Origin of the sequence: Kitasatospora sp. NPDC093558 (assembly GCF_040683475.1) — a bacterium.
In the GTDB taxonomy this organism is placed as follows: Bacteria; Actinomycetota; Actinomycetes; order Streptomycetales; family Streptomycetaceae; genus Kitasatospora.
The window spans coordinates 1-24,001 of the sequence record NZ_JBFBDY010000056.1 but is presented as its reverse complement, the minus strand read 5'-3'; the positions used below and the strand labels follow the sequence as shown (position 1 = coordinate 24,001).

The 24,001-nt window shown below is 73.2% G+C and carries 11 protein-coding genes and 1 pseudogene; 8 read left to right on the top strand and 4 right to left on the bottom strand.

The annotated features are described in order from the left end of the window. From AB0O00_RS09105 to AB0O00_RS09075, 7 genes and pseudogenes are all read left to right on the top strand, one after another. Window positions 1-496: pseudogene (locus AB0O00_RS09105) on the top strand (hypothetical protein); the annotation flags it as partial. Further along, a complete protein-coding gene (locus AB0O00_RS09100; protein WP_363649689.1) occupies window positions 493-2,214 on the top strand; it encodes an acyl-CoA dehydrogenase in 1,722 nt (573 codons plus the stop codon). The pseudogene AB0O00_RS09105 and the gene AB0O00_RS09100, both read left to right, overlap by 4 nt. 136 nt (window positions 2,215-2,350) lie before the next feature. Continuing rightward, window positions 2,351-3,112 (top strand): enoyl-CoA hydratase-related protein, encoded by a 762-nt coding sequence (locus tag AB0O00_RS09095; protein WP_363649691.1) that lies wholly within the window; start codon window positions 2,351-2,353, stop codon window positions 3,110-3,112. A 21-nt stretch (window positions 3,113-3,133) separates the two neighbouring features. Then, a complete protein-coding gene (locus AB0O00_RS09090; RefSeq protein ID WP_363649687.1) occupies window positions 3,134-4,561 on the top strand; it encodes a condensation domain-containing protein in 1,428 nt (475 codons plus the stop codon). After that, entirely contained in the window at window positions 4,554-5,510 is a 957-nt protein-coding gene (locus AB0O00_RS09085; protein ID WP_363649686.1) for an alpha/beta hydrolase, read from the top strand. The genes AB0O00_RS09090 and AB0O00_RS09085 overlap by 8 nt, the downstream gene beginning before the upstream one ends. Window positions 5,511-5,609: 99 nt before the next feature. After that, window positions 5,610-5,882, top strand: coding sequence for an acyl carrier protein (locus AB0O00_RS09080; RefSeq protein WP_363649685.1), 273 nt, complete (start codon window positions 5,610-5,612; stop codon window positions 5,880-5,882). Window positions 5,883-5,914: 32 nt separating this feature from the next. Further along, complete coding sequence (locus tag AB0O00_RS09075; RefSeq protein WP_363649683.1) at window positions 5,915-6,997, top strand: zinc-binding dehydrogenase; 1,083 nt, start codon at window positions 5,915-5,917, stop codon at window positions 6,995-6,997. Window positions 6,998-7,068: 71 nt separating this feature from the next. Here the strand turns inward: AB0O00_RS09075 and AB0O00_RS09070 are convergent, their stop codons facing one another. From AB0O00_RS09070 to AB0O00_RS09060, 3 genes are all read right to left on the bottom strand, one after another. After that, window positions 7,069-7,743 carry a DUF4097 family beta strand repeat-containing protein gene (locus AB0O00_RS09070; RefSeq protein ID WP_363649681.1) on the bottom strand — a complete coding sequence of 225 codons (675 nt, stop codon included), beginning with the start codon at window positions 7,741-7,743 and terminating at the stop codon, window positions 7,069-7,071. Window positions 7,744-7,831: 88 nt separating this feature from the next. Further along, window positions 7,832-8,476, bottom strand: a complete 645-nt coding sequence (locus AB0O00_RS09065; RefSeq protein WP_363649679.1) for a response regulator transcription factor — start codon at window positions 8,474-8,476, stop codon at window positions 7,832-7,834. Then, complete coding sequence (locus AB0O00_RS09060; protein WP_363649677.1) at window positions 8,467-9,768, bottom strand: sensor domain-containing protein; 1,302 nt, start codon at window positions 9,766-9,768, stop codon at window positions 8,467-8,469. Before AB0O00_RS09060 ends, AB0O00_RS09065 begins: the two co-directional genes overlap by 10 nt. A gap of 226 nt (window positions 9,769-9,994) precedes the next feature. Between AB0O00_RS09060 and AB0O00_RS09055 the strand changes: the two genes are divergently transcribed. After that, the gene (locus AB0O00_RS09055; RefSeq protein ID WP_363649676.1) at window positions 9,995-10,312 is read left to right on the top strand and encodes a hypothetical protein; all 318 of its coding nucleotides are present in this window, start codon (window positions 9,995-9,997) and stop codon (window positions 10,310-10,312) included. Window positions 10,313-10,515: 203 nt separating this feature from the next. Here AB0O00_RS09055 and AB0O00_RS09050 read toward each other — a convergent pair. Continuing rightward, window positions 10,516-24,001, bottom strand: a 13,486-nt coding sequence (locus AB0O00_RS09050) for an amino acid adenylation domain-containing protein (protein ID WP_363649674.1), incomplete at its 5' end; no start/stop codon positions are given.

Sequence of the window (24,001 nt, the reverse complement as noted above, 5' to 3'; positions counted from 1 at the left end):
CGACCGCGACCGGCTGAGCCTGATGCCGCGCACCGGCTCCTGCGTGCTGCAGTCGCGGCCCGCCGGGGTGCCCGAGCTCGCCCAACTGGCGGTCCGCGGCGAAGTCCCGGTCTCGCTGGCCCGGCGCGCCTGGGCGGTCGTGGCGGCGGCCGACGGGCTCGGCGTCGAACTGGACGACTACCGGCCCACCCCGGTCGCGGCGCCCGCCGCCGCCTTCGCCCTGGCCGAGCGCTACTCCCGCTGCTACGCCGCCGCGGCCGCGGTCCAGCTCTGGCTGCGCAACCGGGAGGCCCTGGACGACGGCCGCAACGCGTGGACCGGCGGCCTCTGGCTGGAGGCCGTCCTGGCCCGGGTGCTGGAGCGGCTCGGCGGTCCCGGCCGCCCGGACCCGGACGACGACGTCCTGGAACGCCTGATGCCCTTCCTGGAGGAGCAGCAGGCCACCGGGACCCTCCCCTCCCTGCTGGACTACCGCCTGGTGAAGGACAGCGAATGACCACCGCCACGACCGTCCCGCCGCTGTATGCGGACCTCGGCGCCCCGATGCCGCTGGAGGCCCTGTTCGGCGACCCGGACTACGAGGACAACCCGCTCGGCTTCGCCGCCTTCCTGGCCGCCGACGAGCGCGGCGACCTGCTGTCCGCCGGCGAACGGGTGCTGGACGGCTACGGGCTCGGCGCCGAGTTCGTCCCGCACCGGCTCGGCGGCCGGCTCCGGGAGGCCGACCGGCTGGGCCGGGTGCTGCGCCCGCTGTTCCGGCGCGACGCCGCACTCGCCCTCGGGCACGGCGCGAGCAACCTGGTCGGCTCGGTCAACGTCTGGTCCGACGGCAGCGCCGACCAGCAGCGCTGGCTGGCCGACGTCCTGGTGCGGGGCGGCCGGATCGCCGCCGCCTACACCGACACGGCGACCGGCAACGACGTCGGGCGCACCGGCTTCCGGGCCGAACTGCGCGGCACCGACCTGGTGCTGAACGGCCGCAAGGAGATCATCAACAACCTGGCGCGCGCCGAGGCGGTCACCGTGCTGGCCCGCACCAGCGACGAACCGGGCAGCCGCAGCCATTCGATGGTGCTGCTCGACATGGCCGCCGCGCCCCGCGACCGGCTGGCCTTCCTGCCGCGGTACCGGACCTCCGGGGTCCGGGCGATGTACCTCGGCGGCCTGGAGTTCCGCGACTGCCCGCTGCCGCTCACGGCGCTGGCGGGCGAGCTCGGCGGAGCCCTGGAGACCGTCCTGCGGGCCTTCCAGGTCACCCGGGCGGTGCTGCCCATGGCGGCCGTCGGCCTGGTGGACCAGCAGTTGCGCACGGTCACCGACTTCGCCCTCGGGCGGCGGCTCTACCGCCGCACGGTGGCCGACCTGCCGCACGCCCGCTCGGTGCTGGCCGGCGCGTTCCTGGACCTGCTGATCGGCGACGCGTTCGCCACCACCGTGTGCCGCGCGCTGCACCTGCTGCCCGGCCAGACCAGCTGCTACGCCGCGGCCGTCAAGTACCTGGTGCCGGAGCTGTTCCGGGGGGCCGTCGACGCGCTGGGCGTGGTGCTGGGCGCCCGGTCCTTCCTGCGCGAGGGGCCGCACGCGATCTTCCAGAAGCACGCCCGGGACCTCCCGGTCGCCTCGCTGGTGCACGCCGGCGGCACCGTCTGCCAGGCGACGATCATCCCGCAGCTGCCGCGGCTGGCCCGCAACGGCTGGCTGCGCGACCAGCCGGCCCCGGCCGAACTGTTCCACCTGGCCGGTCCGCTGCCCGAGCTGGACTTCGACCTGCTGACCACCACAGCCGGTCGGACCGACCCGCTGCTGGCCACCCTGCCGGCCGCCGCCGAGCGGTTCCACGGCGAGCCGGTGCTCGGCCCGCTCTGCCGTCAGCTCCGCGACGAGCTCGCCGCGCTGAAACGCGCGGTGGACGGGCTGGCGCCGCGCGACCGGACCCCGCTGGCCGGCCCGACGAGCTTCGAACTCGCCCACCGGTACGCCGTGCTGCTGGCCGCCGCCGCCTGCCTGGGGATCTGGCAGTCCAACCCCGACAACCCGAGCGACTTCCTGCACCGGCCCGACTGGCTGGTGGCCGCGCTCGCCCGGCTCGCCGCCCGGCTGGGCTGCCCGCCGGTGGCCGGCACCCGGGACGCCGAGCGGCCCGTCGTCACCGAACTGGTGCGGCGCTACGAGGAGTGCATCGCCTTCGACCTGATCGGACGCCGCCTTGCCTGAGCAGACCGTTCCCCAGACAGCAGTTCCGCAGACAGCCGTTCCCCGGATAGCCGTTCCCCGGACAGCCGTTCCCCGGGTGGCCGTTCCCCGGCAGCCCGGTCCCGGCGAGGCGGCCGAGCAGGCCGCCGGCCGGTACCTGCGGGTCGAGCAGGACGGGCCGGTGGCGACGCTCCGGCTGCTGCGCCCGACCATCAGCGCCGTCGACCCGCTGCTGCCCCTGGAACTGTGCGCCGCGGCCGACCGGGTGAGCGGCGACGAGAGCATCCGCGCGGTGATCCTGACCGGCGGACGACGGGTGTTCGGCTCCGGCGCCGACGTCCGGGCCATGGTCGACTGCTCGCCCGCCGAGGCCGACGCCTACACCGTCCGGCTGCACGCCGGCTTCACCGCGATCGCCGCGATCCGCAAGCCGGTCGTCGCCGCCATCGCCGGCTTTGCCCTGGGCGGCGGCCTGGAGCTCGCGCTCTGCGCCGACTACCGGGTGGCCGGCGCCGGGGCCCGGCTCGGCCTGCCGGAGGTCAGCCTGGGCATCATCCCCGGCACCGGCGGCACCCAGCGGCTGCCCAGGCTGGTGGGCCCCGGGCCCGCCAAGAAGCTGATCTTCACCGGACGGCAGCTGACCGCCGCCGAGGCCCTGGAGATCGGGCTGGTCGACGAGGTGGTCCCGGACGCCGAGGTGCCCGACGCCGCGCGCCGCCTCGCCGAGGACTTCGCACTCGGTCCGACGGCCGCGCTGGCGGCCGCCAAACAGGCGATCGACGAAGGCTTCGAACTCCCCCTGCCGCTCGGCCTCGACCTGGAACGGCGCCACTTCTCCGGCCTGTTCGGCACCGCGGACCAGCGGGCCGGCATGCAGGCCCAACTAGCCAGGCAGAAACCGGCGTTCGCCGGCCGCTGACCATCAGCCCGAGAGGCGATCATGCAGAACCCGCACCAACTCTCCCACGCGCAGCGAGCGCTGTGGTTCCTCCACCGGCTGGCACCGGACAGCGCGGTCTACCACACCGGGGTCGCGCTCACCGTCCGCTCCGCCGTCGACCTGCCCGCGCTGCGGGCCGCCGTCACCGCCGCCGCCGACCGGCACGACATGCTGCGCTCGCTCTTCCGCGAACAGGACGGGCAGGCCGTACGGATCGTGGCCGCCCACCCCCCGGTCGGCCTGGAACTGCGCGAACTGCCCGGACGCACCGACCAGGAGCTACGGGCGGCCGTCCGCGCGGCGCTGATCGAGCCGTTCGCACTGGAGTGGCAGGGCGCCTTCCGGTTCGTCCTGCTGCGCCGCGCCGCCGCGGACGCGGTCCTGCTGATGGCCGGCCACCACATCGCCACCGACGCGACCTCCAACTGGCTGATCCTGCGCGACGTGCTGGACGGCTACCGGCGGATCACGTCCGGCGAGAGCGCCGTGACCGCCCCGCCGAGCGGCAGCTACGACGACTACGTCGTCCGCGAGCAAACCCTGCTCCAGTCGCCCCGCGGCGCCCGGATGGAGCAGTACTGGCACCGGGTCTGCGACGGGGCGGAGCCGGCCGAGATCCCCACCGACCGTCCGCGGCCCGCCGGTTCGAGCGGCGTCGGCAGCAGCTACCACCTGGACCTGTCCGGCGACCGGGTGCGCGGCCTGCGCGACCTCGCCCGGTCGAGCGAAGTCACGCTGTTCGCCGTGCTGCTGGGCGTCCTCCAAGGCCTCCTGCACCGCTACACCCGGCAGAACCGGTTCCTGATCGGCTGCCCGACCACCACCCGGATCAGCCCGGACAGCCGCGAGGTGGTCGGCAACTACATCAACACCCTGGTGTTCCGGGCCGACCTCGCCCCGGGCGCCACCTTCCGGGAGGCCGTCGCCGCCGCCGACCGGCAGGTCAAGTCCGGCCTCGGCAGCCTCGGTTACCCGTTCGAACTGCTCACCCGCACGGTGAACCGCCCGCGCACCGGCGGCGGCTCCTCGCTCTGCCGGATCACCCTCAACCTGATCGGCGCCCCGAGCGGCGACCCGCTGCTGCGGCTGCTGCTGGACCCGGCGGACGGCGCCACCGCCGAGGTCGCCGGGCTCCACCTCGCCCCCTTCGAACTCCCGCAGGCCGAAGGACAGCTGGACCTCGCGGTCAACGTGCGCCAGAGCGCCGACACGCTGGCCGTCGACTTCCGCTACGACGTCGACCTGTTCGACCCGAGCACCATCGAGCGGTTCGCCGGCTACTTCACCCGCGCCATCGACGCGGCGCTCGCCGAGCCCGACTCTGCCATCGCCCGGCTCGCCCTGTACGGCGGCAAGGAGTTCTCCCAGCTGCTCGCCTACGGCCAGGGCGTCCCGGCATCGGCCGGAAGGAGCCGCCGCCGTGGCTGAGATCAGGCACCGCACGCTGCGGGTGGCCGGCCGGCCGACGCACGTCGCCGAGGCCGGCGAAGGGCCCCTGGTGGTCCTGGTCCACGGCTTCCCCGAGCTCTGGTACTCCTGGCGGCACCAGCTGACGGGCCTCGCCGAGGCCGGCTTCCACGCGGTGGCACCCGACATGCGCGGCTACGGCGGCAGCCCGGGACCGGCCGAGGCCGACCAGTACACCATCCACCACCTGGTCGGCGACATCGTGGCGCTGATCGGCGCGCTGGGCGCCGACCGCGCGGTGGTGGCCGGCCACGACTGGGGCTCCCAGGTCGCCTGGCACACCGCACTGCTGCGCCCGGACCTGGTCCGCGGCGTGGCCGGGATGAGCATCCCGTACCGGCCGCGGGCCGGGCTGCCGCCGCTGCCCGCGATGCGCCGGGCGATGGGCGAGGACTTCTACATGCTGCGCTTCCAGCAGCCCGGGCCGGTCGACGCGGAGCTCGCCCGCGACCCCGCCGCCTCGGTGCGCCGGCTGCTGACCGCGACCTCCGGCGAGGCCCCGCCCTTCGACCCGGTGCTCCCGGCGGACGGCGGCTTCCTCGACCGCTGCCCGGAACCGGAGCGGCTGCCCGGGTGGCTGACCGAACGGGACGTCGAGGTCTATGCCGAGGCACTGGCCGGGACCGGCTTCACCGGCGGCCTCAACTGGTACCGGAACCTGCACCGCAACTGGGACCTCACCGCGCCGCTGAACCGGGCCCGGATCCGGGTGCCCGCCCTCTACCTGGCCGGCGACCGCGACTTCGTCGTCCAGGGCACCGAACCCGCCCGGCTGGACGCCGAACTGCGCCAGTGGGCACCGCAGTTGCGCAAGGCGGTGATCCTGCCCGGCTGCGGGCACTGGACCCAGCAGGAACGGCCGGCCGAAGTCACCGCCGCACTGGCCGAGTTCGCCGCCTCGCTGGACTGAGCGGACCGAGCCCGGCCTCCGTGAACCACCCGTCGGTCTCCGTGATCCACCCGACCTCCGTGATCCACCCGTTGACACCCTTTCGGAAGGAAACCCCTCATGACCACCTCCATGCACCCGGCCTCGGACACCCAGCAGCTCACCCGGTGGCTGACCGACCGGGTCGCCTACTACCTGGAGATCCCGGCCGAGCAGATCGAGCCGAACGTCAAGCTGGTCGAGTACGGCCTGGAGTCCGTCTACGCCCTCGCCCTGTGCGGCGACGTGGAGGACGAGCTCGGCATCGAGGTCGAGCCGACCCTGGCCTGGGACTACCCCACCATCGACGCCCTCGTCGGCCTGCTGATGGAGAAGACGGCCGAGGCCGCCTGACCGCGGGACACCGCAGAGAGGAGGAGCGGGCCGTGCGTGCCGCCATCACACGAGCGGGGACGCTCGTCGTCGAGGAGATCCCCGATCCGGTGCCACAGTCCGGGCAGGTGCTGGTACGCACACTGGCCTGCGGGATCTGTGGTTCCGACCTGCACGCCCTCGGCGACCCCGAGGCGTTCACCGACATCATGCGCCGCACCGGCGGCACCCCGCACGACATCCGCAACGGGCTCGTGCTCGGTCACGAGTTCGCCGGCGAGATCGTCGGCTACGGCCCGGACACCGTACGGGCCCTGCCGGTCGGGACCACCGTCTGCGGTCCGCCGATCGCCTTCGGCCCCCAGGGCGGCGGGATCGTCGGCTACACCCCGGCGTTCCCGGGGGGCTTCGGCGAGTACATGATCCTCAACGAGGCCTTCACCCTGCCGGTGCCGAACGGCCTGGACCCGAAGGCGGCCGCGCTCACCGAGCCGTTCTCGGTCGCCGCCCGGGCGGTGCGGCGGGGCGATCCCGCTCCGGGGTCGGTCGCCGTGGTGCTCGGCCTCGGCCCGATCGGGCTGGGCGTCGTCGCGGTGCTCAAGGCGCGGGGCCACGGCCCGGTCGTCGCGGTCGACTTCTCGCCCAAGCGGCGCGCGCTGGCCGGGCGGCTGGGCGCCGACATCCTGATCGACCCGGCCGTCGAGTCGCCCTACGACCGCTGGTCCTCGCTCGGGGTGATCCCCGGGATGCTGGACCGGATGGCCGCGGAGTACCGCGGTGTGCCGGTCACCGACGCCGTGCTCTTCGAGTGCGTCGGCACCCCCGGCATGCTCGCCCGCGTCGTCGACGGCGCACCGGCCGGCGCGCGGATCGTGCTGGTCGGCGTCTGCCTGCGCCCCGACGCGTTCGACCCCGGGGTGGTGGCCGGCAAGGAACTGGACGTCCGGGGGTCGTTCGGCGGCAGCCCGGGCGAGTACCGCCAGACCTTGCGGGACATCGCCGAGGGCCGGATCGACGCCGGGGCCGTCATCACCGGCGTCACCGGCCTGGACGGACTGACCGCGGCGATCGCCGAGCTCGGCGAGCCGGACCGGCACGCCAAGATCGTCGTCGACCCTTCGCAGGCCGGCGGCTGAGGCCCCACCCTCCGCATGCGGCGCCTCCGGGACCTCCCGGGGGCGCCGCATCCGTTTCGGGCCGCCCGTGCTCAGCGGACCGTGATGCCGCCGGACTTGGTCGTCACCACCAGGTTGTTCGGCGCGTTCTGGGCGGTGTTCGGCAGCGAGACGCTCGGTGTCGACTCGGAGCTCTGCGCCTCGACGTGGTAGGTGGCCTCGTGCGGCACCCTGAGGTCGACGCCGCCTTCGCCCGTGGCGACCTTCACCGAGGCCGGCGCCGCCGTGAAGGAGGCGGTGACCCCGCCGTCCGTGGTGGTCACGTCGACGTTCGGGGAACTGCTGTCGGTGACGGTCACCCCGCCGGTCGTGCTCCGCAGGGTCAGCGGGCCGGAGGACTGGCTCACGTCGATCCCGGCCTGCCCGGTGGTCAGCTCCAGCCGGCCGGTGAGGCCCTTCGCGACGATCCCGGCGTCCCCGGTGCTCACCTGCGCGGCCAGGCCGGCCGGCACCGTGATGTGCAGCTGCTCCGAGCAGTCGCCGGAGCACCCGGCGGTGACCGCGACGTCCTGCCCGGACCGCGTGACGGAGACCTGCGGGACGTGGTCCGTGTAGGTGCCGTTCATGACCACCGTGACCTGCGAGGTGTCCTCCTGGTTCAGCGTGACGCCGAGGCCGTCGGCCTGGACCGTCAGCCGGCCGGCGCCGGCCGCGCTCTGCTGCCAGGTCCCGCTGTACGGATGGTGCGCCGGGAGTAACTTCAGCACGCCCCAGCCGGCCAGGGCGACGACCGCGGCCAGGACGGCCAGCCCGACGAGGAGGAATCCGCGGCGCTTCTTCGGTGTGGTACTGATCTCAAGCTCCTAGGTAACGTAGAACGGCGAGTACGCGGCGGTGGTCCCCCGCCTCCTGCTGCAGGTCGAACTTCGTGAAGATGCTGCGGATGTACTTCTCCACCGCCGCCGTGCCGATCACCAGATCGGCCGCGATCCCGGCGTTCGAACGGCCCTCCGCCATGGCCGTGAGGACCTCCCGTTCGCGCGGGGTCAGGGTGGCCAGCGGGTCCCGCTGCCGGCTGCGGGCGAGCAGCTGCTTGACCACCTCCGGGTCGAGGACCGTCTCGCCCGCGGCGACCCGGCACAGCGCGTCCACGAACTCCTCGGCGTCGGACACCCGGTCCTTGAGCAGGTAACCGACGCCGTGGTCATTGGTGTTGACCAGGTCGACGGCGTAGCGCTCCTCGACGTAGTTCGACAGCACCAGCACACCGACCTCGGGCCAGCGGGCGCGGACCGCCAGTGCGGCGCGCAGGCCCTCGTCCAGGAAGGTGGGCGGCATCCGTACGTCCGTCACACAGGCGTCCGGCCGGTGTTCGGCCACCGCGCGCAGGAGCTGCTCGCCGTCGCCGACCGCGGCGACCACGTCGATCCCCTCTTCGCTGAGCAGCAGTTCGATGCCCTGGCGCAGCAGCGCGGAGTCCTCGGCGAGCACTACCCGCATGGCAATTCCACCTCGATCACGGTCGGTCCACCCACCGGACTGCTGATCCGGAACCGTCCGTCCACTCCGGACACCCGGTCCGCGAGACCGCTCAGACCCGTGCCCGCCGCGAGGTCGGCTCCGCCGCGTCCGTCATCGCCAACCCTAACGTCCAAATGATCGCCCTCCCGCCGGATCTCTACCCAAGCCCGGGTCGCCTGAGCATGTTTGGCCACATTGGTGAGCGCTTCGGTCACGGTGAAGTAGGCGACCGCCTCGATGGTGGAGGCGGGGCGCGGCTCCACCTGGACGTCCAGGCGCACCGGGACGGGAGCCAGGGCGGCGACGGCGGAGAGCGCCGCCTCCAGGCCGCGGTCGGTGAGCACCGGCGGGTGCAGGCCGCGGGCCAGGTTGCGCAACTCGGTGATGGTGCTGAGGGTTTCCCGCCGGACGTCCTCGACCAGCTTGTTGGTCTCGACGTCCCCGGACTTCTTCAGCCGGGAGCTGGCCCGGCCCAGGGTGATCGACATCGCCACCAGCCGTTGCTGGGCGCCGTCGTGCAGGTCCCGCTCGATCCGCTTGCGCTCGGCCTCGGCGGCGTCCACGACCCTGGCCCTGCTCTTCGTCAGATCGTCGACGCGCTGCTGCAGTTGCATGCCGCGGGGCCGGGAGAGCAGCGCGGAAGCCAGGGCGATGTCCAGCGCCATCAGGAGTTTGACGACCAGTGGGGAGAGCAGCGCGCCGACCAGCAGCGCCACCGCCGCGACCAGCAGCGCCCGGGGCAGGTCGCCCACCACGAAGGTGCCGAACGCGGCCTGCCCGCCCGGCAGCAGCCGGTAGTAGGCCGGCAGCAGGACCAGGGTCAGCGGCACGGCCCAGACCAGCGCCACCCCGACCACGGTCACCACCGCCACCGGCATCAGCAGCAGGAAGTAGCCGACCAGCCGCCAGGTGCAGAGGTTGCGCACGAGCGACAGCAACGGCGCGTACAGCCGCCACGACCAGGCCGGCGACGGCAGTTCGTCGAGCTCCAGGCCGCAGGTGACGGCGAACCGGGCACGCTCGACGGCTGCCAGCCGGAACAGGGCCCACCCCGCGGCCACCATGAGCGGCACGCCCACCAGGCCGACCGGCACCAGGCACACGGCGACGCCCAGTGCGACCAGCACCGCCAGGCCCGCCGCGGCCACGAGACCGTCCGACACCAGGTGGATCGACGCCCGCCACAGCACGGGGGAGGCCAGGGCGCGCAGGGGATTGCCCGGCACCACCTCGCGGGGCCGTCGGGCGTCCGTCCGGGCTGTGCCGGTCACACGGCCGGCGATGTTCTCGGTCAACTGCTTCAGACCCGCTCTCGTGGGCAGTGCGGGCGGCGACCTGGTCACCGTCCGCGCCTCGATCCGACAAGGGGGACGCTACCCAAGGCGTCGGTGCGCCGGCAGCGAGGAGAGCCCACGAGCGGGGGGTAGGGTTTACCCCCCGACGGCCGGTGGGTTCACGCTGCCGACCGGGGCCCACCCGGTGCGCCACTGTGGAGACATGACCGATCGACACCCGAGCGCCGCCGGCTTCGACCACCCGACCGGCAAGGCCGACAGCATCGAGCAGTTCCTCGTGCACTACGGGGACACCATCGACGACCGGGTCGCCGAGATCCTCGACGAGGTCCTGGAGGAGCGGCTGACCCGGCACCGGCTCGACGTGGTGCTGCCGGTCACCGTCGCGCTGCTGGCGGCCGCCGCCGTCTCGCTGGTGCTGATGTGGTGGAGCCCGTGGACCGTCGTCGTGGTGTGGGCCGCCACCACCGTCATCTGCGTGTCGCTGTCCCAGACGGCCCGGACCCCGCGCCGCGCGTAAGCGGTCGCGGACACCGGGGCGCCCCGACACCCGGGCGCCCCGGACACGCCGCCGGGGTCCCCTGACACCGGTGTTCCCCCGGCACCGGTGCTCCCCGGCCACCGGGGCGCCCGTGACACCCGGGCGCCCCGGACCCCCCGCAGTGGCGGCCGCGACCGACTGCTCGGTCACGGCCGCCCCTGCGGCCGGCATCGGCGGTGCGGCTACGCGGCGCCACCCCGCTCCCTGCCCACGGCCTCCTCGATCGCCCGCTGCCAGTCGGCGGCCAGCTTGGTCCGCCCGGACAGCTCGGTGGCGATCAGGTGCCTGATCAGCTCCCGCCCGGCCGCCGCGTTGCTCAGCATCACCAGGCCGCGCCCGGAGTGCACCCGCATCCAGGTCATCGCCTGGTAGCCGTGCGCCTGGCCGCCGTGGCCGAACTCCACGTCCCCGCCGGTGGTGTCGAGGATGGTGCTCCAGCCGTAGGCACGCCCGGACTGCGGGGTGAGCATCTCCCGGACCAGCTCGGTCGCCACGAGTCCGCGCCGGCGGCCCAGGTAGCACCGCCGGAGCTCGGTGGCGAGTGCGGCCAGGTCGGCGGCCGTGGTCCACAGGCCGCCCGCGGCCGGCTCGGGATTGACGTAGTAGCCGTCCGAGACCTGCCGGCCGTCCGCGTCGTGGCCGCGTGCGAACGCGCGCGCCCCGGCGTCGGGCCACCGCGGGTCGAAGCTCGAACCGGTCATGCCCAGCGGCTCGAACACCAGCCGGCGGGTGAGCTCCTGGTAGGACTCGCCGGTCAGCTCGGTCATCGCCTGCTGGAGGACCGCGAAGTTGAGCGAGTTCTGCCGGAACTCCGTGCCCGGCCGGTGCGCGAGCTCCACCGCGGGCGTCCGGGCCGGCGCCCGGCCGTGCAGCACGTCGAGCAGGCTCGGCACCACGTCGTGCCGGTGGTAGCCGTCGTCCAGCTGCGGACGGTCGGCGAAGCCGCCCAGGTTCGACAGCAGCATCCGTGCCGTGGCCGGGTGGCCGGGCTTGGTGGGCAGCCGCCACTCGGAGAGGTAGTCGTTGAGGTCCCGGTCCAGGTCGAGCAGCCCGTCGGAGGCCAGCCGCAGGGCCGCCACCGTCGTCACGTGCTTGCTGATCGACCCGGCGGCGAACACCGTCTCCGGGGTGACGGGTTCGGAGCCCGCCACGTCCACCACGCCGAAGGCGCGCACCGCGACGGTCCGTCCGTCCTCGATCCAGGCGAGGCTCGCCCCCGGGATCCCGTGCCGGGCCAGCACCGCCTCGATCTCATCGGCGGCGTCGGGACCGGTGGACTTCGAACCGGCGGACGTCGGACCGGCGGACTTCGAGCCGGTGGCGGTGCTGCCCGTGCCCTGGCGCAGCAGCCCCTCCAGCTCCGTCACCTGCTCGTCCAGCAGCCGCCGGACGGTCGCCTCGTCGTGCAGCGCCGTGCGGTACGTCCAGCGCAGGAAGAGCTGCCCGCCGCACACGTCCGCCTCGACCTCCAGCAGGTGGTCGCCCGCCGCCCCGGCCGGCCCGGTGGGCACGACCCGCTCCGGGACGAACACCAGCGCCGGGTCGGCGTCCTGCTCGGCCGGCCGGGTGAAGGCGAAGCCCACCTGCGGCGGCCGCAGGGCGGCCAACTCCTCCGCCACGCCCGGCTCGGGCGCCAGGTGACGCAGCATGCCGTAGCCGCCGCGAGGCACCGGGAGACTGCGCAGCTGCCGCGAGACCGAGGTGAGCGAGGCGGCGGCGTCGGCGCCCTTCGGCAGCCGCAGCGAGACCGGGTGCTCGTCGGCCAGCCGGCCCACCGTCCGGGACAGGTCGCCACCCTGCTCCGGGGCGTGCCGCGGGTCGACGGTGACGTCCAGGTCCATCCGGTCCGACCCGGCCCACCGGGCGAGGGTACGGGCCAGCGTGCCGAGCAGCAGGTGCTCCGGGTTCGGGTCGGCCAGCAGCACCTCGGTCGGCCCGGCCGGCAGCGCCGCGGTCACCGTGGCGACGGTGCCCGGCGCCTGCGGCCCGCCCGCGCGGTCCACCGGCAGCTCGGCGCCGTCCGGACGGTTGAGCCAGAAGCCGGCCTGGTCCAGCACCTCGGCCGAGCCGGCCCGTTCGGCGACGGCCCGGGCCCAGCCGTGCAGCGGGGTCGCCACCGGCGCCAGCCGCGGCACCGGCCGGCCCGCCGCGTACTGCCGGTACGCGGAGTTCAGGTCGCCGAGCACGATCGGCCAGGACGCCCGGTCGAGCGCCAGGCCGTCGACGGTCAGCCACAACTCGCCCGCCGACTCGACCCGGACGAGGGTCGCCAGGACCGGGGCCGACGACTCGCCGGCCTCGGCCAGGGCGCGGGCGATCGCGGCCGGGCGTTCGTCGGCCGCCGTCGCGGTCAGGTCCAGCTCGTGCACCAGCGGCTCGGCCCCGAGCTCGTACGGGCGGGCCAAGTCGCCGTCACCCTCGGCCGGGTACCGCAGCCGCAGCGCCTCGTGGTGCCGGGCCACGGCCCGCAGGGCCTGGTCGAGCAATGCGGCGTCGGCCGGGCCGCTGAGCGGCAGCCGCACCGTCTGGGCACCGGTGGTGGCCGCCGACAGCCTCGCCAGCTGCGCCGGGAGCAGCGGTACGCCGTCCTCGATGCCCCGGCCGGTATCCCCGCCCGCTTCCGCCAGCTGGGCCAGCTCGGCGAGGCTCCTCGCCTGCAGGATCATCCACACGGTGAGCGGGATGCCCGCCTCCTGGGCCGCGGCGAGCACCCGCACGGCGCGGATGGAGTCGCCGCCGAGGTCGAAGAAGTTGTCGTCGACGCCGACCTGCGGGCGTCCGAGCAGCTCGGACCAGATGGCGGCGAGGCGCTCCTCCAGCGGGGTGCGCGGCGCGACGTAGCGGGCGGTGGAGTAGGCGTCGTCGTCGGGTGCGGGCAGGGCTCGGGTGTCGAGCTTGCCGTTGACGGTCAGTGGGACGTGGTCGATCGCGACGTAGGCGGCCGGGACCATGTAGTCGGGCAGGCTCGCGCTCAGGTGGGTGCGCAGGGCGGCGGGGTCGAGTGCTTCTTCGCTGACGACGTAGGCCACGAGCCGTTCGGTGTGTGCGGTCACGACCGCTTCGCGGACGGTGGGGTGGTCGCGGAGCGCTGTCTCGATTTCGCCGAGTTCGATGCGGTAGCCGCGGATTTTCACTTGCTTGTCGATGCGGCCGAGGAAGTCGAGGGTGCCGTCGGTGAGGCGTCGGGCCTGGTCGCCGCTGCGGTACATGCGGGAGCCGGCGGGGCCGTAGGGGTTGGGGAGGAAGCGTTCGGCGGTGAGGTCGGGGCGGTTGAGGTAGCCGCGGGCGACGGCGGGTCCGGCGACGTGGATCTCGCCGGGCACCCCGACCGGCACCGGTCGGCCAAGGGCGTCCAGCAGGTGGAAGGCGGTGTCCGCGAGCGGGATTCCGACGGGGTTGCGGTCGGTGCGTTCCAGGTCGGCGGCCCGGACCTGGTGGTAGGTGGAGTGCACGGTGGTCTCGGTGATGCCGTACATGTTGATCAGGGCCGGCCGGTCGAAGCCGTAGCGGTCCGTCCAGGGGCGCAGTTCGGTCAGCTCCAGCCGCTCGCCGGCGAAGACCACGGCGCGCAGGGCGAGTCGGTCGGTGCGGGGGTCGCCGTCGCCGGCGAGTGCCGCCAGGGAGCGGAACGCCGTGGGCGTCTGACACAGGATGGTCGCGCCGGAGGCGACGAGGACGTCCAGGAACTCGTCGGGCGTGCGGGTCATGGAGGCGGGGACCACGACGAGTCGGCCGCCGTGGAGGAGTGCGCCCCACATTTCCCAGACGGAGACGTCGAAGGCGTAGGAGTGGAAGAGCGGCCAGACGTCGTCCGAGTTGAAGCCGTAGTGCTGCTGGGCGCTGGCGAACAGGCGCAGGGCGTTGGTGTGGGTGAGGGTGACGCCCTTGGGCTTGCCCGTGGAGCCGGAGGTGTAGATGGTGTAGATCAGGTTGTCGGGTCCGGCCAGCTCTGTGGGCTCGTGCTCGGGTGCGGCGGTCAGGGCCGGGTCGTCCAGCAGCAGGAGCGGGGTGTCGGTGAAGCCGGCGACTCGTTCGGCGAGTGTGCTGTTGGTGATGACGATTGTGGCGTCGGCGTCGCTGATGATGTGGCCGAGGCGGTCGTCGGGGTTGACGGGGTCGAGGGGGAGGTAGGCGGCGCCGGATTTGAGGATGCCGAGGAGGGTGGGGATGAGGTCGAGGTTGCGCTCCAGGCAGAGGCCGACGAGGGTTTCGGGGCCGGCGCCGAGGGTGCGCAGGTGGTGGGCGAGCTGGTTGGCGCGGGTGTCGAGTTCGGCGTAGGTGAGGGTCCGGTCGCCGTACTGGAGGGCGACGGCGTCCGGGGTACGGGCGGCCTGGGCCGCGAAGGCGCGGTGCACGGTGGTGTCCGTGGGGAAGGCCGTCGTGGCGTTCCACTCGGCGAGCAGGGCGGTCTCACCCTCGGGCAGGTGGGCGGCGGAGGCGCTCCCCTCGGGGTCGGTGGCCATGGCCTCCAGGACGGAGCGGTACATCGACGCCAGCCGGGCCAGGTTCGTGGAGCCGATCACCGCTGTGGTGGTGGAAAGGGCGATCCGGCCGTTGGCCGCGATGGCGCTGAGGGCGAATTCGTTGCCGCCCTCGTTGAGACCGGCGCCGGTGTCGACGGTGTCGGTGTCGACCTGGTGGAAGTTCTGGTGGTCGAACATGGTGGTGACGAGGCGCTGGGTGGTGCCGGTGTCGCGCTGGATGGCGGGCAGCGGGTACCTGCGGTGGGCCCAGATCTCGGCTTCCTGGGCGTACACCTCTTCGACGAGCTGTCGCCAGGTGCCGGCCGGACGGCTCGCCGGGAAGGGCACGGTGTTGAGGTGCATGCCCAACACCCGGTCCGCGCCCGGGGCTTCGAGCCGGCCGTGGTGGACGACGCCGGTGTGGAAGGCGTCCTCGGGGGTGAGGGAGCCGAGGACCTTGAGGTGGGCGGCGAGCAGCACGCTCTTCAGCGACGCCTTCGCCCCGACCGCCAGCCGGCGCAGCCCCGCCTCCAAGTCCGTGAACGGGACCTGCTGTTCGCAGCGTGCGGTGGTGCCGTCGGTCTCGTCGGCCCAGCTGTCCGGCAGCTGGAGCGGTGCCCGGCCGGAGGTGATCCGCTGCCAGAACGCCCGGTCCTCGTCGTTCGCCAGTGAGGCCAGCTCGGCGGCGATGTAGTCGGCGTACCGCACCGACGGGGCCTGGTAGTCGGGGAGTTCGCGCCCGTCCCGCATGGCCTGGTAGCTCTCGACGAGTTCCATCGCCAGGGTGTTGACGGTCCAGCCCTCGGCGATGGCGTGGTGGTACGCGAAGGTGAGGCGCCACGCGTCGTCCGACTCCAGGTGGACCGCGACGCGGAGCATCGGCGCGGTGGCCAGCTCGAATCCGGCGGCTCGGTCGGCCGCGACGAACTCCCGCCTGGCCCGGTCGAGTTCGGCCGGGTCCAGGTCGCGCCAGTCGTACAGCACGGCCTCGATGCGGGCGCCGGCGTGGACGAGCTGGAGCGGCTGGGAGTAGCCGCCGAGGTGCATCGAGGTGCGCAGGACGTCGTGCCGGTCCGCGACGGCGTCGATGGCCTGTTGCAGGGCGGGCAGGAAGAACGGCCGGTTGTCCGGGATCCGGAAGGAGTTGATGTTCTGGTAGAGGTGTCCGCCGGCCTCGCTCGCGGCCAGCATCTCGACGAGCATGCCGGTCTGGATCTGGGAGAGGGGGTAGGCGTCGGTGGCGTCGTCCGGCAGGAGGGCGCGGTCTTCGGCGCTGATCAGGGTGAAGGGTTCGACGGCGGTGATGAGGGAGTGGCCGGCGGCCTGGTGGCCGAGCTGGGCGCCGAGGGCCGCGATGGTGCGGTGCTGGAAGACGTCGCGGACGGAGGCGTCGTAGCCGGCGGCGCGGAGGGCGCCGACGAGGCGGACGGCGCGGATGGAGTCGCCGCCGAGGTCGAAGAAGCTGTCGTCGATGCCGAGTTGGTCGGTGCCGAGGACGTCGGACCAGATGGCGGCGAGGCGTTCTTCGAGGGGGGTGCGGGGTGCGGTGTGGTGGGTGGTGGTGTAGGCGTTGGTGTCGGGTGTGGGCAGGGCGCGGTGGTCGACCTTGCCGCTGTTGGTGAGCGGGATGCGGTCGATCGTGACGTAGGCGGTCGGGAGCATGTAGTCGGGCAGGCTCGCGCTCAGGTGTGTGCGCAGGGCGGCCGGGTCGAGGGTGCCTTCGGTGACCAGGTAGGCCACGAGTTGCTGGGCGGGCGCGGTGACCACGGCCTCCCGTACGGACGGGTGGGTGCGCAGGGCGGTTTCGATTTCGCCGAGTTCGATGCGGTAGCCGCGGATCTTGACCTGGTTGTCGATGCGGCCGAGGTATTCGAGGGTGCCGTCGTCGAGGCGTCGGGCGAGGTCGCCGGTGCGGTAGAGGCGGGTGCCGGCGGGGTCGTGGGGGTTGGGGACGAAACGCTCGGCGGTGAGGTCGGGGCGGTCGTGGTAGCCGTGGGCGAGTCCGGTGCCGCCGAGGTGGAGTTCACCGGGAACGCCGTCGGCGACGGGGCGGCCGTTGCTGTCCAGGATGTGGGTGCTGGTGTTGGCGAGGGGGGTGCCGATGGCGATGGTGTGGGCTTCCTCGGGCACCTCCCAGTAGGTGGACCAGATGGTGGTTTCGGTGGGGCCGTAGACGTTGACGAGGCGGTGGACGTGGCCGAGGAGTTCGTTGGCCAGGTCGGGGGTGCAGGCTTCGCCGCCGATGAGGGCGGTGATGGTGTCGTTGTGGAATCCGGCGGTGAGCAGGAGCCGCCAGCCGGAGGGGGTGAGCTGGATGTGGGTGACCTGGTGGGTGTCGATGAGGTCGACGAGGGCTTCGGGGTCCTTGGCCTGGTCGTTGCCGGCCAGCACGACCTGGCCGCCGGTGGTGAGGGGGAGGAAGAGTTCGAGTCCGGAGATGTCGAAGGAGATGGAGGTGGAGGCGAGCCAGGCGCCTGCGTGTCCGGTGTCGATGTCGTCGCGGACGGAGGTGAGGAGGTTGTGCAGGGCGCGGTGGGGGATCATGACGCCCTTGGGCCGTCCGGTGGAGCCGGAGGTGTAGAGGACGTAGGCCAAGGCGTCCGGGTCGGTGGCGAACTCGGGTGCCACACCCGTGTGTTCCGGGATGACGTCGGTGTCGAGGAGGATGTGCGGGCCGTCGTAGCCGGGGTCGGTGACGGTGCTTTCGGTGATGAGGGCCGCGGTGCCGGTGAGCATGTAGGCGCGTCGTTCGGCGGGCAGGGTGGGGTCGACGGGGACGTAGGCGGCGCCGGCCTTCCACACGGCGAGCATCGCGGCCAGCACGTGTGGGGTGCGGTCGAGGCTGACGCCCACGATGCTTCCGGGGGTGACGCCGTTCCGGTGCAGGTGGTGAGCCAGGCGGCTGGAGTGCGCGTCGAGCTCCTGGTACGTCCACTGCTCGTCGCCGCTGATCACCGCGATGGCCTGCGGGGTGGCTGTGGCCTGAGCCTGGAAGACGTCGAGGGTGGTGAGCGTGGTGGGCTCGGTGACGGTGCCGTGCTGCGGCTGCCGGGCGTCCTCGGGCAGGTGTGCGGCGGCGGCGTCGCCGTCCGGGTCGGTGGCCATGGCCTCCAGCACCGACCGGTACATCGCCCCCAACCGCGCCAGCGCAGTCGCGCTCAACACGGCGGTCGTGGTACCGAGATTGACGTTCCCCCGGGTCGGGATCACGTTCAGCGCGAACTCGTTGATGCCGTCGGCGAGGCCCTCGGCGACGTCCACCGTCTCGGTGTCGACGTGGTGGAAGTCCAGGTACTCGAACAGGACGGAGAGCAGCTGCCGGGAGTTGCCGGCGTCGTGCTGGATGGCGGGCAGCGGGTAGCGGCGGTGGGCCCAGATCTCGGCTTCCTGGGCGTAGACCTGCTCGACGAGCTGTCGCCAGGTGCCGCTCGGACGGGTGGCCGGGAACGGCAGGGTGTTGAGGTGCATGCCCAGCACCCGGTCGGCGCCCGGGGCTTCCAGGCGGCCGTGGAAGACGACACCGGTGTGGAAGGCGTCGTCGGCCGTCAGCATCGACATGACCTTGAGGTGGGCGGCGAGCAGCACGCTCTTCAGCGAGGTGTTCGCCCCCAGCGCCAGCTGGCGCAGCTTCTCGTCGAGGTCGCCGAACGGGACCTGGACGCCGTGCCGTTCACCCGCGGGGCGGTCGGCCTGGGCCCAGGCGGCGGGCAGGCGCAGCGGCGCGTGGTCGTCGACCACACCGCGCCAGAAGGTTTGGTCGTCCTCGCTCGCCAGCGAGGCCAGCTCGGCGGCGATGAAGTCGGCGTAGCGCACCGACGGGGCCTGGTAGTGCGGGAGTTCACGCCCGTCGCGGAGGGCCTGGTAGCTCTCCACGATCTCCATCATCAGGGCGTTGTAGCTCCAGCCCTCCGAAATCGCGTGGTGGTAGGTGAAGTTGAGCCGCCAGGCGGTCTCGTCCTCCAGCAGCGCCGAGATGTGCAGCAGCGGTGCGGTGGTCAGCTCGAACACCACCGCGTGCTCCACCGCGATGAACTCGGCCTTCAGCCGGTTCTGTTCCTCGGTGTCCAGGCCGCGCACGTCGCGGATCGTCACCGGGTAGGCGGAGGCGCCGTGGACGAGCTGGAGCGGCTGGGAGTAGCCGCTCAGGTGCATCGAGGTGCGCAGGATGTCGTGGCGGGCCACGACGGTGTCGACGGCCTCCTGGAGCGCGGGCAGGGAGAACGGCCGGTCGTCGCGGATCCGGAACGAGTTGAGGTTGTGGTAGATGGCCCGGCCCTCGTCCCCGGCGGCCAGGGTCTCGGCCAGCATGCCGGTCTGGATCTGGGAGAGCGGGTAGGCGTCGACCACGTCGTCCGGCAGGAGGGCGCGGTCCTCGGCGCCGATCAGGGCGAACGCTTCGACCGCGGTGATCAGGGACTCGCCGGTACCGCCGCCGAGCCGCGCGCCGAGGGCCGCGATGGTGCGGCGCTGGAAGACCTCCGGGATGGAGACGTCGTAGCCGGCGTTGCGCATCGCGCCGACCAGGCGGACCGCCCGCAGGGAGTCGCCGCCCAGGTCGAAGAAGCTGTCCTCGACGCTGATCCGGCCGATCCCGAGCACCTCGGTCCAGATCGCGGCGAGCCGCTCCTCGACCGGCGTGCGGGGCGCGACGTAGCGGCTGTGGCCGAACGCGTCGCGGTCCGGCGCCGGCAGCGCCCGGTAGTTGACCTTGCCGCCGCTGATCAGCGGGAGCGCGTCGAGCATCATGAACGCCGCCGGGACCATGTACCCGGGCAGCGTGGCGCCCAGGTGCTCGCGCAGTTCGGCGGTCGCGTCCGGGCTCCGGTCGGGGCCGACCACGTAGGCGACGAGCGACCGTTCGCCGTCCTCGTTCGCCGGGGCGGTGACCACGGCCTGGCGCACGGCGGGGTGCTCCCGCAGCCGGGCCTCGATCTCGCCGAGTTCGATGCGGTAGCCGCGGACCTTGACCTGGCTGTCGACGCGGCCCAGGTACTCCAGGGTGCCGTCGTCGAGGCGCCGGGCCAGGTCTCCGGTGCGGTAGAGGCGCGATCCGGCCGGGCCGAACGGGTCGGGGACGAAGCGCTCGGCGGTCAGGCCGGGGCGGTTCAGGTAGCCGCGGGCCAGGCCCGGGCCGCCGACGTAGATCTCACCGGGCACCCCGACCGGCATCAACTCGCGGTTGGCGTCGAGCAGGTGGATGCGCGTGTCGTCGAGCCGGTGGCCGAGGCGGCTCCGCGCGGGCTGTTCGAGGTCGTCCGCGCCGAGCCGGTGGAAGGTGCAGTGCACGGTGATCTCGGTCGGCCCGTAGAGGTTGACCAGCGCGGTGCGGTCCAGGCCGGTGCGGCCGAGCCAGGGCCGCAGTTCGGCGGTCTCCAGCTTCTCGCCGCCGAACACGACGGTCCGCAGGTTCAGCCGGTCGATGCGGTCGTCGCCGGCGCCGGCCATGGCCGCCAGCGCCCGGAACGCCGAGGGGATCTGGCACAGCACCGTGACCCGCTGGGCGACCAGCAGGTCGGCCAGGTCCTCGGGGGAGCGGCTCACCTCCGGCGGCACGATCACCAGCCGGGCGCCGTGCAGCAGCGCGCCCCACATCTCCCAGACGGAGAAGTCGAAGGCGTAGGAGTGCGACTGGGTCACGACGTCGTCGCGGGTGAAGCCCATCCCGGTCCGGACGGCCGCGAACATCCGCAGCACGTTCGCGTGGCTGAGCGCGACGCCCTTCGGCTTTCCGGTGGAGCCGGAGGTGTAGATGACGTACATCAGGGCGTCCCGGGCGCCGACCGGGTCCGGCGCGGTGGCCGGCCGGGCCGCGATCGCCGTGCGGTCCGCGTCGGCGTCGAGGACGACCAGGCGGCCGTCGTAGATGCCGTCGTAGGTGGCCAGGTGCTCGGTGCGGGTGATCAGGATCGGTGCCTGCGCGTCGTCCAGGATGTACGCCAGGCGGTCGGCCGGGTTGGTGGGGTCGAGCGGCAGGTACGCCGCGCCGGACTTGAGCACGCCGAGCAGGGTCGGCACGAGGTCGAGGTCGCGTTCGAGCGAGACGCCGACCAGGAGGTCGGGCCCGGCGCCCAGGGCGCGCAGCTGGTGCGCGAGCCGGTTGGCCCGTTCGTCGACCTCGGCGTAGGTGAGCGACTCGTCGCCGAAGGTCAGCGCGACGGCGTCCGGGGTCCCGGCGGCGTGCGCCGCGAAGACGTCGTGGACGAAGCCGTCCACCGGGTGCTCGGTGGCCGTGTTCCACTCCGTCAGCAGCAGTTCCCGCTCCGCCGCGGGCAGTTGGGCCGCCGCGGCCGGGCCGTCCGGGTCGGCGGCCATCGACTCCAGGACCAGCCGGTACATGGAGGCGAGCCGGCGCAGGTTCTCGCGGCTCACCTCCTGGGTGCCGGTGGCCAGTTCGATGTGCCGGTCGGTCGCCACCGTGGTGAGGGCGAATTCGTTGCCGCCCTCGTTCAGGCCGGCGGCGGTGTCGACGGTGTCGGTGTCGACCTGGTGGAAGTTCTGGTGGTCGAACATGGTGGTGACGAGGCGCTGGGTGGTGCCGGTGTCGCGCTGGATGGCGGGCAGCGGGTAGCGGCGGTGGGTCCAGATCTCGGCTTCCCGGGCGTAGACCTGCTCGACGAGCTGTCGCCAGGTGCCGCTCGGGCGGGTGGCGGGGAAGGGCACGGTGTTGAGGTGCATGCCCAACACCTGGTCGGCGCCCGGGGCTTCGAGCCGGCCGTGGTAGACGACACCGGTGTGGAAGGCGTCCTCGGCCGTCAGTGAGCTCAGCACCTTGAGGTGGGCGGCGAGCAGCACGCTCTTCAGCGAGGCCTTCGCCCCGACCGCCAGCCGGCGCAGCCCCGCCTCCAGGTCCGCGAACGGGACCTTGACGCCGTGCTCGGCCGCCGCGGTGCCGGGTGCGTCGGCCCAGGTGGCGGGGAGGGCGAACGGAACGTGCTCGGCCGTGATCCGCTGCCAGAACGCCTGGTCCTCGGGGTCGGCGAGAGAGTCGAGCTCGGCGGCGACGTAGTCGGCGTAGCGCACCGATGGTGCCTGGTGCTCCGGGAGTTCACGCCCGTCGCGGAGGGCCTGGTAGCACCCCACGATCTCCATCATGAGGCTGTGCAGGGTCCAGCCCTCGGTGATGGCATGGGAGTTGCCGATCGTCAGCCGCCAGGCGCCGCCTTCCTCCAGCAGGGCCGCGATCCGCATCAGCGGTGCGGTGGTCAGGTCGAACCCGGCGGCCCGGTCGGACGTGGCGAACTCGCGCCTGGCGCGGTCGAGTTCGGCGGGGTCGAGGTCGCGCCAGTCGTGCTGGGCGACCGGGAGGTCGGCGGTGGCGTGGACGAGCTGGAGCGGCTGGGAGTACCCGCTCAGGTGCATCGAGGTGCGCAGGACGTCGTGGCGGGCCACGACGGTGTCGACGGCCTGCTTGAGGGCGGTCAGGGAGAAGTCCCGGTCGTCCGGGATCCGGAAGGAGTTGATGTTCTGGTAGAGGTGTCCGCCGGCCTCGTTGGCGGCCAGCATCTCGACGAGCATGCCGGTCTGGATCTGGGAGAGCGGGTAGGCGTCGACGACGTCGTCCGGCAGGAGGGCCCGGTCCTCGGCGCTGATCAGGGTGAACGGCTCGACGGCGGTGATCAGGGAGCCGTCGGCCCGGCCACCGAGGTGGGCGGCGAGTTCGGCGATGGTGCGGTGCTGGAAGACGTCCCGCACGGAGGCGTCGTAGCCGGCGGCTCGCAGGGCGCCGACGAGGCGGACGGCGCGGATGGAGTCGCCGCCGAGGTCGAAGAAGCTGTCCTCGACGCCGACCCGGTCCGTGCCGAGGACGTCGGACCAGATGGCGGCCAGGCGCTCCTCGACGGGGGTGCGCGGTGCGGTGTAGCGGGCGCTGGTGAAGGCGTCGTCGTCGGGCGCGGGCAGCGCGCGGGTGTCGAGCTTGCCGTTGACGGTCAGTGGCACGCGGTCGATCGCGACGTACGCCGCCGGGATCATGTACTCGGGCAGGGTCGCGCTCAGGTGTGTGCGCACGGCGGCTGGGTCGAGGGTGCCTTCGGCGACCATGTAGGCCACCAGGCGCTCGGCGACCGCGATCACCACCGCCTCCCGCACGCCGTGGTGGTCGCGCAGGGCGGTTTCGATCTCGCCGAGCTCGATGCGGTAGCCGCGCACCTTGACCTGGCTGTCGATCCGGCCCAGGTACTCCAGGCTGCCGTCGTCGAGGCGTCGGGCCAGGTCACCGGTGCGGTACAGGCGCGATCCGGCCGGGCCGAACGGGTCGGGGACGAAGCGCTCGGCGGTCAGGCCGGGACGGTCGAGGTAGCCGCGGGCGACCGCGGGGCCACCCACCGCGATCTCGCCCGGCACCCCGACCGGCACCAACTGCCCGGACGGGTCCAGCAGGTGGATCCGCAGGTCGGGCAGCGGCCGGCCGATGACGCTCCGGCCGGCCCGGGCCAGGTCGGCCGGGGTGAGCCGGTGGTACGCCGCGTGCATGGTGGTCTCGGTCGGCCCGTACAGGTTCAGCAGGGCGGGCGCCGCGGCACCCGGCCGGGTCGTCCACGGCTGCAGCTCCGCGGGCTCCAGCCGCTCGCCGCCGAAGGCGACCAGCCGCAGCGCGATCCGGTCTATCCGGGGGTCGCCGTCGGCGGCGAGCGCGGTCAGCGAGCGGAACGCGGTGGGCGTCTGCAGCAGTACGGTGACCTGCTGCTCCACCAGGAGGTCGAGGAAGTCCTGTGGGGAGCGGCCGAGTTCGGCCGGCACGATGACGAGTCGGCCGCCGTGGAGGAGTGCGCCCCACATCTCCCAGACCGACACGTCGAACGCGTAGGAGTGCGCCTGGGTGACCACGTCCGCAGCGGAGAACCCGAGCTGTTCCCGGGCCGCCTCGAAGTGCCGCAGGACGTTGGTGTGGGTGAGGGTGACGCCCTTCGGCTTCCCGGTGGAGCCGGAGGTGTAGATGACGTAGATCAGGTTGTCGGGTCCGGCCAGTTCTGTGGGCTCGTGCTCGGGTGCCGTGGTCAGGGCCGGGTCGTCGAGCAGGAGGAGCGGGGTGTCGGTGAAGCCGGCGACTCGTTCGGCGAGTGTGCTGTTGGTGATGACGAGGGTGGAGTTGGCGTCGGTGGTGATGTAGGCGAGGCGGTCGTCGGGGTTGACGGGGTCGAGGGGGAGGTAGGCGGCGCCGGACTTGAGGATGCCGAGGAGGGTGGGGATGAGGTCGAGGTTGCGC